10 protein-coding genes are annotated in these 13,171 nt (G+C 54.6%); all 10 read left to right on the top strand.

Annotated elements, in window-relative coordinates; all coding sequences use genetic code 11:
* Positions 1-172 precede the first annotated feature (172 nt).
* The gene (locus Q8W22_RS11285) at positions 173-3,739 is read left to right on the top strand and encodes a FimV/HubP family polar landmark protein (RefSeq protein WP_305452409.1); all 3,567 of its coding nucleotides are present in this window, start codon (positions 173-175) and stop codon (positions 3,737-3,739) included.
* 3 nt (positions 3,740-3,742) lie between these two features.
* Positions 3,743-4,567 carry a tRNA pseudouridine(38-40) synthase TruA gene (gene truA / locus Q8W22_RS11280; RefSeq protein WP_303434548.1) on the top strand — a complete coding sequence of 275 codons (825 nt, stop codon included), beginning with the start codon at positions 3,743-3,745 and terminating at the stop codon, positions 4,565-4,567.
* A gap of 75 nt (positions 4,568-4,642) precedes the next feature.
* Complete coding sequence (locus Q8W22_RS11275) at positions 4,643-5,296, top strand: phosphoribosylanthranilate isomerase (protein ID WP_303434555.1); 654 nt, start codon at positions 4,643-4,645, stop codon at positions 5,294-5,296.
* 34 nt (positions 5,297-5,330) lie between these two features.
* Positions 5,331-6,515 carry a tryptophan synthase subunit beta gene (trpB, locus tag Q8W22_RS11270; protein WP_303434556.1) on the top strand — a complete coding sequence of 395 codons (1,185 nt, stop codon included), beginning with the start codon at positions 5,331-5,333 and terminating at the stop codon, positions 6,513-6,515.
* Positions 6,516-6,529: 14 nt separating this feature from the next.
* Entirely contained in the window at positions 6,530-7,333 is an 804-nt protein-coding gene (gene trpA / locus Q8W22_RS11265; RefSeq protein ID WP_303434549.1) for a tryptophan synthase subunit alpha, read from the top strand.
* A gap of 32 nt (positions 7,334-7,365) precedes the next feature.
* Positions 7,366-8,697, top strand: a complete 1,332-nt coding sequence (locus tag Q8W22_RS11260) for a folylpolyglutamate synthase/dihydrofolate synthase family protein (RefSeq protein ID WP_305452408.1) — start codon at positions 7,366-7,368, stop codon at positions 8,695-8,697.
* Entirely contained in the window at positions 8,682-9,452 is a 771-nt protein-coding gene (locus tag Q8W22_RS11255; RefSeq protein ID WP_305452406.1) for an SPOR domain-containing protein, read from the top strand. The genes Q8W22_RS11260 and Q8W22_RS11255 overlap by 16 nt, the downstream gene beginning before the upstream one ends.
* Positions 9,453-9,631: 179 nt before the next feature.
* Positions 9,632-10,135, top strand: coding sequence for a CvpA family protein (locus Q8W22_RS11250; RefSeq protein ID WP_303434552.1), 504 nt, complete (start codon positions 9,632-9,634; stop codon positions 10,133-10,135).
* Positions 10,136-10,147: 12 nt separating this feature from the next.
* Positions 10,148-11,674, top strand: coding sequence for an amidophosphoribosyltransferase (gene purF / locus Q8W22_RS11245; RefSeq protein WP_303434553.1), 1,527 nt, complete (start codon positions 10,148-10,150; stop codon positions 11,672-11,674).
* Positions 11,675-11,791: 117 nt separating this feature from the next.
* Entirely contained in the window at positions 11,792-13,006 is a 1,215-nt protein-coding gene (locus Q8W22_RS11240; protein WP_303434554.1) for an O-succinylhomoserine sulfhydrylase, read from the top strand.
* Positions 13,007-13,171: the final 165 nt, after the last annotated feature.

Below are 13,171 nucleotides of genomic sequence, written 5' to 3'. Positions count from 1 at the left end.
TCAGTTTTGTTGACGCATATCGGCCGCAACGATTGCGCCAGAACCGGTTATCCTTGATACTTGGATTTGATTATCCTCCGCCAGTATTAGTGCTTGCTGACGGATTTGATATCCGTAAATTTTTGATTAATCAGGGCTATAAAGCCGTAAAGTGACAACCAAGGATGCATCAATGAAGCGCCTATTTGCGAATGCCTTGCTGCTGGTCGGAAGCTTGACCGTGTCAACTCAGTTACTGGCCTTGGGACTGGGAGAGTTGACGCTCAAGTCGGCGCTGAATCAGCCTCTGGCTGCCGAAATAGTTCTGGTCGATTCAGAAGGTCTCTCTGAATGGGAAATCAAACCGGTACTTGCCAGTGCCGAAGCCTTTGAACGCTCCAACGTCGAACGTTCCTATTTTCTTACCAAAATAAAATTTCAGGTAGTGGGCGACAAGGTTGTCCTGACGACCCGGGATTCGGTTACCGAGCCTTTTCTGAATTTTCTGGTTGAGTTGAACTGGCCATCCGGCCGTGTCGTACGAGAGTTTACCGTATTGCTCGACCCGCCTACTTTTGCGGAAGAAAGTTATCAACCGCTGGTATCCACACCAACCAGTACGGCTACCGCTACTGGCGGTGCAGCCAGCGCGCCAGCGGCCGCCAGCCGTCCAGCGGCCCCAACCAATCGACCTGCGCCGTCAAATCATAATAATGCGGAACAATGGCAAAGTGACTCTGGCGCACCGGGTACTTACCGGGTACAGCCGAATGACACCCTGTGGGCCATTGCTCTGGCTACCCGGCCCGATCCCCGCATTACACCGCAACAAATGATGGTTGCCATCCAGCAGCAGAATCCGGATGCCTTTATCGGTGGCAACATCAACCGCCTGAAAACCCATCAGGTATTGCGTATTCCAGACTCTGAGCAAATTCGTACCATCAGTTTTGATGATGCCGTTTCCGAAGTGGCACGTCAGAATCAGGAAATTGCCGGTGCCGCGCAACTGGATGCAACCGGGCGAGCAGCAACCACGCCATCTGCCCGTGCAACATCAACCGGTGGTGAAGTACGCCTGGTATCAGACCGCGGAGAACAATCCGGTTCTGCCGGTGCCAGTGGTGAGATTGTCGGTCGTGGTGATGGCCGCCGCGAAGCACTGGAAAATGATCTGGCAATCGCACTGGAAACCCTGGATAAAAGCCGTCGTGAAAACAACGAACTGGTAGACCGGCTTGCCTCTCTGGAAGAACAGATCGCAGCTCTGCAACGTCTGGTCAGCCTGAAAGACGACCAGCTGGCCAACCTGCAAGTAAACGCCGGCCAGGACAATGAAACCAGTGCCCTGGCAACACCGGCCAGCGAAGCAGACACCACTCCGGCTGCTGGCGCGATTGAGCGCAGTGAGAGCGTCGCCGATAGTGCTGAAGGTGCTGAAGGTGCTGATACAGAGCCCAAGCCGGACACTGCCGCTGCCGCCGTTGAACCCAAACAACCCAAGCCGGAAATGGCTGAGCAGCGCCCTAAACCTCGGGTGATTCCGCCACCGCCAGCGCCAAGCATGATCGATCGCATTCTGCAGGATCCGATCATGTTGGGTGGCGTATTGGCCGTTCTGTTGTTGCTGATTGCTCTGATTTATTCGCTGATGAAAAAACTCCTGGCAGGCAAGGCTGCTAAAAAAGCAGCCGATGACGATGCGGAAGCCGCATTGTTACAGGAAGCCAGTGAGGAAGTGGCCGCCGCCGCTTCACCAAGCGAGGATTTTGACCACTTCAACTTCGATCAGGGCAGCAGTGGTGACAGCGACAGCGGTGTGCAATTGGGTGACCACCTGTTTGATGATGATGCGCTGGATATTTCAACCGACAGCCTGGATGCACCGGATGAATTACTGACCGCTGTGGATGCCGATATTGCCTATGGCCGTTTTGATGAAGCACGGAGCAAACTGACTCCAGCCGTAGAATCCCAACCCGGGCGCACGGATCTCAGCCTTAAACTGCTGGAAGTGTTGGCTGAACTCAACGATGACAGCGCCTTTGCCGATGAAGAAGCACGTTTGTTGGGCTTCGGCTCAGATGACGATATTACGCTTGCAGAGCAGTTCCGCTCCCGCCTGAGTAATCCGATTGCACCGTCTACCCATGCTCTGTCTGGTATATCGCTTGATGATCTGGATATGGAATTTCAAAGTGAACTGGACAACACTGCGACGACAGCAGAGGCAGAGACTCCCGTCACGGATATGGAAGAAAGCATCGATATCATGCCTGTGCTGGGTGACGATGCGATGGATTTCGAAACCGCGCTGGATCAGGGCGACGATATCGAAGCCGACCTTCCGGCCGCAGATGATAACGGCATGGACTTTTCACTGGATAGCCTGGCGGATAGCGACGAGCACCATACCGACGAGGTCACGATTTCTGCCGACGACCAGGGTGTGGAATTTGATCTCTCTGCCTTTGAAGACAATAGTGAAGAACTGGCTGCCGAGCCGGAAACAGAAGTCAGTGAGCCCGAACACGACAATCTGATGGATTTTGATGTGTCAGACGACCTGCTGGCCGAGCTGTCAGAAGAGCCTCTGGAAAGCGACGCATCTGCCGGGCTGTCGGATGATAACGTGATGGAATTTGATCTGGATGGCTTGGATGTTCTAGAACTGGGCGAGGTTGAAGAAGAAAGCCTGGCGGATACTGATCACGGCAGCGATGACAACGTACTGGAATTCGACGTTCCTGAGCTGGATATCCCAGAGCTGGAAGTAGAGGAAGATAACAGCTCAACGGCTGATGATGAAGAAAGCAGCGGTTTTGACCTGCCAGTTGTGGAAGCCGACGACGACGCGGTTGCTGATGATGAACTGGATGGTACTGAATTCGATCTGGAAGGTCTGGATAATGACCTGGAAATGTTGGCATCGGCGACAGAAGCCACCAGTGCCAGCGATAGTGCTGAAGAGTTGACAGACGATAACCTGATGGAGTTTGACCTCGACAGCCTGGAAGCGGAACTGGATTCGCTGGATGCGATGACAGACCTGCCCAAGTTGAGCGAAGAAGACCTGTCTGGCGCCAGAATGCTGGTCAACAGCGACGACAGTGATGATGAACTGGCGTTGCCGGAACTGGACGAGCTGGAAGAATTCGCAGAGGCTGAAGCCGCTGGGTCTGACGATGCGGCAGAAGAAGCCGTGGATGAGTTGTCTGAGCTGGATATGGAGCTCGATGATTTTGACCTGGCCGAGCTGGAAGACGAGGCCAGCGCTGACAGTGCTCCAGAAACACTGGAAGACTTGCCAGAGTTGGGCGACCTTGACGATATACCGGAACTGGAAGCCGTTACGGAAACAGAACTGCCAGTAGCCGCCGTGGAAGAGGACGCCGCAGAGGATGAATTGCCACCTCTGGATGATCTCGAAGAATTAACGTTTGATCTGGAATCTGAAGCGCTGCCGGAACTGGCCGACCTGGAAGAAGCACCAGAAGAGCCAGCCGGTGAAAGTCTTGACGAGATGGATATTCCATCATTCACCGCAGACTCGATCAACCTGGATGAACTGGCAGAAACAGAAGATGAATTTGCCTACTTGTCCGGTACTGATGCCAACGACACCAAGCTGGATTTGGCACGAGCCTACGTTGATATGGGTGAGTCCGACAGTGCCAAGGAACTGCTGGGCGAAATTGTTCAGGAAGGTAGCGACCATCAGAAGCAGGAAGCCCAGAACTTGCTGGATTCGCTGACCTGATCCATGTCTGATACCTATCGTTATGCTGCCATCGTGGAATACAACGGCGCTTGTTTCCACGGTTGGCAGAAGCAGAAACACCACAATGAACCCACGGTTCAGGCCGCACTTGAGGCGGCTATCTCCAAGGTCGCCAATCACCCGGTTGAGATTGCCTGTGCAGGGCGTACCGACGCCGGTGTGCATGCAACCCGTCAGGTTATCCACTTCGATACCACTTCCAAACGCAGTGATTATGGCTGGCTAATGGGGATTAACACCAATACGCCAGCCCAGATCTCGTTGCAGTGGATTGGCCAGGTCGATACGGATTTTCACGCCCGTTTCAAAGCCCAGGCCCGTTGTTATCGTTACCTGATCAACAACAGCCAATACCGTCAGGCACTGCAATATGAGCAGTTAACCTGGTGGCGTTATCCGTTGGATGCCGACCGTATGCATCAGGCTGCCCAGTTGTTGTTGGGTGAACACGACTTTTCTTCTTTCCGGGCCAAGGATTGCCAGGCCAAAACCCCAGTCAAAACCATGCACCGTATCGAAGTACGGCAATGGGGTAATCTGATTATGCTGGAGCTGGAGTCAAGCGCGTTTCTATACCACATGGTGCGTAATATCGTTGGCTGCCTGATTCCTATTGGCGAGGGCCATCAGCCGGTCGAATGGATGACCGAGGTGCTTGAAGCCAAATCCCGTCTGGCCGCCGGGGTGACAGCCCCAGGGGATGGTTTGCATTTTGTTGGGGTACGTTACCCGGAGCAATTTGATATTCCCAGCCAGCCCTTTGGTCCGTTACTGTTAGAGCCTGTACTGGCGTTGACTGACGGCTGAACCAGACCTTTGCAGGCCTGTTTTCTGCTACCATCGCCGGATTTATGCAGGAGCTTGCTGATGCCGACCTTACCCATGACCCGTACGCGTGCCAAGATTTGTGGTATTACCCGTGCAGCAGATGCTCTGGCGGTTGTGAATGCCGGGGCCGATGCCATTGGCCTGGTGTTTTACCCACCCAGCCCGAGAGCGGTTGATATTACGCAAGCGGCTGCTATTGTGGCTATGGTTCCGGCGTTTGTTACGGTAACTGCTCTTTTTGTGAATCCGACTTCTGAACAAGTGCAAAGCGTTCTGGATGTCGTTAGAATCGACCTTATTCAATTCCACGGTGACGAAGACGATGGCTTTTGCCAACAATTCAACCGCCCCTATATCAAGGCAGTCCGTGTTCGGCAAGCGTCGGATATGGTGGAGGCGTGCGTGCGCTTCCCAGGTGCCTTGTCTCTGCTGCTAGACAGCTACAAACCCGGTGTTCCGGGTGGTACTGGCGAAACCTTTGATTGGTCGCTGGTGCCAGACGATTTAAACAAACCCATTATTCTTGCTGGTGGCCTGTCTCCCGATAACGTGGCAACCGCTATTCGCGATGTACATCCTTTTGCAGTGGATGTCAGCGGTGGCGTTGAGGCCAATGGTCCCGGAAACAAAGGCATCAAGGATGCCAGCAAGATTCAGGCATTTATGAATGAGGTGTATCGTGTCAACTACGAACAACACAACTCCTGAACAAAACGCACATGCTGCGGTATTAGACGCTAATCTGCCCGATGAGCGCGGCCACTTTGGTATTTACGGCGGCCGTTTTGTCTCTGAAACCCTGACCGCGGCGTTGGATGAGTTGCAAGCAACGTATCTGAAACTGCGTGATGATGAAGATTTCCAGAAAGCGTTTGATCACGACCTGGCGCACTATGTTGGCCGCCCGTCGCCGTTGTATTACGCCGAGCGATTGAGCGACCACTGTGGCGGGGCGCGTATTTTCCTCAAACGGGAAGATCTGAATCACACCGGTGCCCATAAAATCAACAACACCATTGGTCAGGCATTACTGGCCAAGTTTATGGGCAAAAAGAAGATTATTGCTGAAACCGGTGCTGGCCAGCACGGTGTGGCCTCGGCCACCGTCGCTGCCCGTTTCGGCTTGGAATGCAAAGTCTTTATGGGCTCGACGGATGTTGAGCGTCAAAAGCTGAATGTCTATCGCATGAAGCTGCTGGGCGCTGAGGTGGAATCGGTCACATCCGGTACCAAAACCCTGAAAGACGCGATGAACGAAGCGATGCGTCATTGGGTGACCAACGTGGACGACACCTTCTATATTATCGGTACTGCGGCTGGGCCGCATCCTTACCCAATGCTGGTGCGGGATTTTCAGTCTGTTATCGGCCGTGAAACCCAAACGCAAAGCCAGGAACAGATTGGCCGTCAGCCAGATGCAGTCGTGGCCTGTGTGGGTGGTGGTTCCAATGCCATCGGCATGTTTTACCCTTATATCAAGCATCCGGAAGTAGCCATGTATGGCGTTGAAGCGGGTGGACTGGGGCTGGAAGGAGATGACCATGCCGCACCTTTGAGTAAAGGGCGTCCTGGCGTTTTGCATGGCAATCGCACCTATTTGATGGAAGACGACAACGGCCAGATCATGGGGACACACTCGATTTCTGCCGGTCTGGATTACCCCGGAGTTGGCCCTGAGCACTCCTGGTTGAAAGATGTTGGCCGTGCCCAGTATGTCGCCGCTACAGACAGCGAAGCCATTGAGGCATTCCACAAGCTGACACAGCTGGAAGGCATTATGCCGGCACTGGAGTCATCCCATGCCGTCGCTTTTGCGATGAAGTTGGCAGCCACCATGCCTTCCGACAAGGTGATTGTGGTCAACCTGTCCGGTCGTGGTGACAAGGACATTCATACCATTGCCACTCTTGATGGCGTGACTGCATAAGGACGGAATTCGATATGTCTCGTATAGCTAGTTTGTTTGCTGCCTTGAAAACCACAGGCAAAAAAGCCTTGATTCCCTATATCACTGCCGGTGATCCACAAAAGGACGCCACCGTTCCCATGATGCACACACTGGTGGACGCCGGTTGTGACCTGATTGAACTGGGGGTGCCGTTTTCCGATCCGATGGCGGATGGCCCGACCATTCAATTGGCCTGTGAGCGGGCGCTGGAACATAACACCTCGTTACGTGATGTACTGGCGATGGTGGCGGAATTCCGCACTACTGACAGCACGACCCCGGTGGTGCTGATGGGGTATCTGAATCCGGTCGAAGCCATGGGTTATGACACCTTTGTAACAGCAGCGGTGACTGCCGGTGTTGATGGTGTGCTGCTGGTCGACTTGCCACCGGAAGAAGCCGTTGATGTTGACGCCATCTTCAAAAGTGCGGGTCTGGATATGGTGTACCTGATTGCACCGACCACGACCGATGAGCGTATCGAAGCCATTGGCCAGGCTGGCAGTGGTTATGTGTATTATGTCTCGCTAAAAGGCGTGACTGGCTCGAAAGCCCTGGATGTCGACGATGTTGAACGTAACTTGCAACGGATTCGCCAACACGTGTCTATCCCGGTAGGGGTGGGTTTTGGTATTCAGAATGGCACAACAGCCGCGGCCGTATCGGCCGTGTGCGACGGCGTGATTGTGGGGAGTGCGATCGTTAACCGTATCGCCGACAATGCCACCAACCCCGCCGAAGCTCAACGTCTGGTCGCCGCGCTGATGCAGGAAATGCGCAGCGCGATGGATCAGTAATAACACGGTCGTAACCAAGAAGGATATTCAGGATGGCTGACTTCAGCAGTTGGAACGTCAAGCGTTGGCTCGAGCACCTGGAGTCGGTGCATCCTGCTGAAATTGATATGGGCCTCGACCGCGTCCGTACGGTCGCAGAACGGTTGGGCTGCTTGCACCCGGCCGGGCTGGTGATACTGGTCGCAGGCACCAATGGCAAAGGCACAACCTCAGCATTGATGAGTGCCTTGTTGTCACGTCAGGGATTTTCGGTCGGTTGTTATAATTCGCCGCATATTCTGCGCTACAACGAGCGTGTGTCGGTAAACGGCAACGATATATCGGATGCGGATCTGTGCCAGTCATTTGCACTGGTTGAACAGGCGCGTCAAGGTATCGCGTTGACCTATTTTGAATTTGGCACCCTGGCTGCACTGGCCTGGTTCAAACAACAGAATCTCGATGCCTGTGTCTTGGAAATTGGCCTGGGCGGGCGTCTGGATGCCGTCAATGTAGTGGACGCCGACTTGTCGGTCGTCACCAGTATCGGGTTGGATCACGAAGCCTGGCTGGGTAACGACCTCGATGTTATCGCCTATGAAAAATGCTCCATTGTCCGGCCAGACCGTTATCTGGTCTGTGGTCAGCCCATGCCTCCTGAGCGTGCTCGCACGACGGTAGAGGCGGCTGAAGGTTTATGGCTGGGGCGGGGCGAAGCCTTTGATATCACTGAGTGTGTGCAAGGGGGTGAGGCGGTTCTGAATCTGCGCTTTCTGCCGTGTCCGGATGAGGATACCTCGATGTCGTGGGTATTGCCGCGCGGATTTATTCCGGCGGCCAATATCGCCACTGCAGTACAGGCGCTGGCAGCGGTTGGCCATTTGATGCCTGAAGTGGAAGTGGTCAAAACCCTCAAGCGCCTGCGGGTTCCTGGCCGTTTGCAGGGCTGGCAGTGCCTGTGCCCGGATGGACGACAACTCAGACTGACGCTGGATGTTGCGCATAATGAACAGGCCGCTGCGTATCTGGCCACCCGAGAGCAAGAGGTGGATGGCATTCTGCTGGCCATGCTGGCCGACAAGCCGGTAGAAGCGGTGGTGCAGGCATTACCCGATACCACGCAGTGGACGCTGGCCGGACTTGATTGCCCGCGGGGACTGGATGTTGCCGGACTGGCACTGCGCTTCCACACCGTGGTGACGCAAGGCAGCGGCGTTGATGTGACGGCTTGTACAACGGTTCGTGATGCCCTGGAGCACTGGCAACAAACGGCCACTGCTGATGAGCATTGGCTGGTTGTTGGGTCTTTCTATACCGTTGAGCAGGCATTGACATACATTCATGCCCAGCAAAAAAGCGGAGAGTATGTATGGAAAAGCATCTGAACAAACGTATTCTCGGGGCCGTTGTCACTGTGCTGGCACTGGGTATCGCCGTGCCGATTGTGATCGATGGTTCCAGCCAGCGGCTAACGATCGATCAGGATATGCCGCCCATGCCTGATATGCCGGACTGGACGGAAGTCCAGAACCAGCAGCGTATTCGTATTGATCTGGAACAGCTGGCCAGTGGTGAGGCGGCGGCCCAGTTGCTGACGCCACAACCCGGTACTGCGGCGACGGAACCAACGGGTACGGCAACAGCAAGTACAGAACAAACAGCAAAAACAGCGGCAGCAACGGCGCAACAAGGAACCGCAGCGGGTCATGGTGAGCCGGTGACGGGTGCCAATACCGTAGCCGCATCCACGGCTACGCCGGCTGTTACGCCTGCCCAAACGGCCAGGCCCGTTGCAGCGGAAACCGGGCAAGCCGATAGCGATGTCCTGGCCGGGCTGGATGACATGATCCCTGCGGCGGTCAGGAAGCAGCCGGATCGAGGCCATCTCGACGACAGTGGCTTGCCCTATGCCTGGGTAGTACAGTTGGGCGCTTTTTCTAGCGCTGACAATGCCATGGGCTTCCGGGATACGATACGTCAGCAGGGTTTCAAGGCCTTTGCCCGTACCGATGATGATGGTCTTACCCGTGTGTTTGCTGGCCCGGAGCTACAACAACAGCAGGCTGAAACACTGCGTAGTCAGCTGGAAAAAAAGCTGCAGCGCTCGGACCTTCGCATCAAACGTTTTATGGCGCGCTAACGCCAGGCTGGCCCATGAATGATTGTCTCAAGAGCGATTCATGCGGCTTGATTGCTACGGGAGATAGAATTTTTTCTGCTTTCGCTGGCGCAAAATGCCCACAAGCCGGTCTCTCCAGTTGTCGAAATCCATGCTAAACCCTATACTGCGCGCTTCTTTGAGTCTGCTACGAGAGCGAGATGGCCGTCGTTGATTGGGTAATATTGGCGGTGCTGGGAATCTCCAGCCTGATCAGCCTTAAACGCGGTTTCGTCCGGGAAGCCTTGTCGCTGGCTGTGTGGATTGGGGCGTTTGTGGTTGCCCGCATGTTCAGTGGTAATCTGGCCACGCTCCTGACTGATTATATTGAAACCAATTCATTACGCTGGATCGCCGCATTTGTCGTGCTCTTTCTGGGCACACTGGCTATTGGTGCCATGGTCAACCACCTGATTGTCGAGGTGGTGCGTCTGACCGGATTGAGTGGCACTGATCGTATCCTCGGTATGGTCTTTGGCTGTATCCGTGGACTGGTTGTTCTGGTCGCGATTGTTTATGGGTTGCAGCTTACCATGGTGCCGAAAGACCCCTGGTGGCAGCAATCAATGTTTATTCCTCACCTGGAAGTGCTGGCAGACTGGGCGCGTAATACGTTGCCAGGCGCAGCGAACCGGGTGATGTCCTCTATCCCGTCTGATTTCTGAGGTAATACGCGAATGTGCGGAATTGTGGGTATCGTCGCCAAGACCCATGTCAACCAGTCTATTTATGATGCGTTGACGGTGCTACAGCACCGCGGCCAGGATGCGGCAGGCATTGTCACCAGTGATCAGGGAAAGTTTTATCTAAGGAAAGATAATGGCCTGGTACGAGATGTATTTCGTACCCGCCATATGCAGCGACTGATTGGTCGTATGGGCATTGGTCACGTACGTTATCCGACGGCAGGCAGTTCCAGCTCGGCGGAAGCCCAGCCATTCTATGTGAACTCGCCCTACGGCATCGTACTGGCACATAACGGCAATCTGACCAACACCACCGATCTGGCCCAAGACCTCTATCGTGAAGATCTGCGGCATATCAATACCACATCAGACTCTGAAGTCCTGTTGAATATCTTTGCTCACGAACTGCAAGAACAAAAGCAGCTGGTGCCCACTCCGGAAATGATCTTCCGGGCGGTGCGTCGTGTGCATGAGCGTGTTCGTGGTGGTTACGCAGTGGTCGCCATGATCTGTGGTTATGGCGTGGTGGCCTTTCGTGATCCGAATGGTATCCGTCCGGCTGTTTATGGCCGTCGTGATACCGATACCGGCCCTGAGTACATGGTGGCATCGGAATCCGTCGCGCTGGATGCCCTGGGATTTCAGCTTGAGCGAGATGTTGAACCCGGTGAATGTGTTGTCATGACCGAAGCCGGTGAGATTTTCACCCAGCAATGCGCTGACAACGCCTGTCTGACGCCGTGTCTGTTTGAGCAGGTATACTTTGCCCGCCCGGACTCCATTATGGATGGCATCGCGGTGTATAAGGCGCGCCTGCGGATGGGGGAAAAACTGGCGGAAAAAATCATGCGGGAGCAGCCGGATCACAATATCGATGTTGTGATACCGATTCCGGATACCAGCCGTTCATCGGCGCAGGAACTGGCCAATCGGCTTGGCGTCAAGTACCGCGAAGGCTTTATGAAGAACCGCTATATCGGCCGTACCTTCATTATGCCAGGGCAGCAGCAGCGCAAGAAATCCGTGCGTCAGAAGCTCAACGCACTGGAGCTGGAATTTCGCGGCAAGAATGTCCTGCTGGTCGATGACTCCATTGTCCGGGGCACCACGTGCGAGCAGATTATTGAGATGGCTCGGGATGCCGGTGCTCTCAATGTGTATTTTGCATCGGCCGCCCCTGCGGTACGCTATCCCAATGTTTATGGGATTGATATGCCGGCCAAGGAAGAGTTTATTGCGCACGGCCGTACCACCGATGAAATTGCAACGGCCATTGGTGCTGACTGGCTGATTTACCAGGAACTGGATGACCTGATCAGTGCATGTCTGGAAGGCAGCAAAACGGCTGCGAAAGCATTTGATTGTTCGGTATTCAACGGTGAATACGTCACCGGCGATATTGATGACAATTATTTCCAGCGCCTGTCCGACTTGCGCAGCGATTCCTCCAAGGGAGGCCGCAAGGCCGCCAGTGCCAACAACGTAGCGATTGACCTGCACAACGAGGCAGAATCCTGATTATTTCGGTATTACAGGTGCCTGACACCTGAACCGAATCTGTATAACAGGGCAGCCTCCGCTGCCCTGTTGCGTTTTTAGGCCATGTTTTTAAGCCATAGAAAAGGCAGAAACCTGATGAATGATATTCACGACTTGTTGGCCCCTTATCAATCGGATCTGACCGATTGTGAAATGGAAACCCTGGCGGTTCGTGCGGGCCAGTACCGGACCCAGGAAAACGAACACTCCGAAGCGATCTTCCCGAGTAGCAGCTATGTGTTCAGCTCGGCCGCAGAAGCCGCAGCACGTTTTGCCGGAGACAACCCGGGTAACGTCTATTCCCGTTATACCAACCCGACGGTACGCACCTTCGAAGACCGCCTGGCGGCGATGGAAGGGGCAGAGGCCTGTGCTGCAACGGCTTCCGGTATGGCAGCTATTTATGCGGCGGCGCTGGCCCATTTGAAAGCGGGGGATCATGTTCTGTGCTCTCGCAGTGTGTTTGGCAGCACCATCGTTCTGTTTGAAAAATTCCTGCGTAAATTCAACGTTGCTATCGATTATGTGAATCCGGTTGATGTCAACGATTGGGCAGCACATTGCAAGCCGGAAACCCGGTTGTTTTTCCTGGAGTCTCCCTCCAACCCACTGGTTGAAGTCGCAGATATCGCTGCACTGTCGCAGGTGGCCCGTGACGCCAATGCCCTGCTGGTGGTGGACAACTGCTTTTGTACCCCGGTGATCCAGCAACCGCTGGCGTTGGGGGCCGATTTGGTGGTGCATTCCGCCACCAAATACATCGATGGCCAGGGCCGTTGCATGGGTGGTGCCGTACTGGGCAGCCACGAACTGATTGAACCCGTGATTGGTGTTTTGCGTTCCGCGGGTCCAACCATGAGCCCGTTTAATGCCTGGGTCTTTACCAAGGGGCTGGAAACACTCAGCCTGCGCATGAAAGCCCACAGTGAAAACGCCACTATCCTGGCCAACTGGTTGCAACAGCATCCGAAGGTGAAACAGGTCAACTATTGTGGCCTGGCATCCCATCCGCAGTATGACCTGATCCAGCAGCAGCAAAGTCTGCCGGGTGGCGTATTGTCGTTTGAAGTGGATGGTGGACGGGAAGAAGCCTGGCAAGTGATTGATGCCACCCGCATGATCTCCATCACTGCCAACCTGGGCGACGCCAAAACCACCATTACGCATCCGGGTACAACGACCCATGGGCGTTTGGCAGAAGAAGAGCGGCTGGCGGCTGGTATTACCCAAGGCTTGATTCGTGTTGCGGTTGGTCTGGAGAATGTGAACGACATTCGCAAGGATCTGGCCCGAGGACTGGATTCACTCTGACGGCATCCTGGTCACACAGACGGGGCTGCGGCCCCGTTTTTTTATGCCCTGATGTTGCAGAATGGCGTAGCGGAATAACTATTGGGGGCATCTATTTAATCCTGCACGGCTCTGCGCGAGTGTTGCCGTTGTTCAGAGCAAGGCGACGAATGCAGCGAAATGACG

Origin of the sequence: Oceanobacter sp. 1_MG-2023, assembly GCF_030689025.1 — a bacterium.
In the GTDB taxonomy this organism is placed as follows: domain Bacteria; phylum Pseudomonadota; class Gammaproteobacteria; order Pseudomonadales; family Oceanobacteraceae; genus Oceanobacter.
Note: the sequence above shows the minus strand (reverse complement) of the source record. Positions and strands in the feature narration are given on the sequence as shown.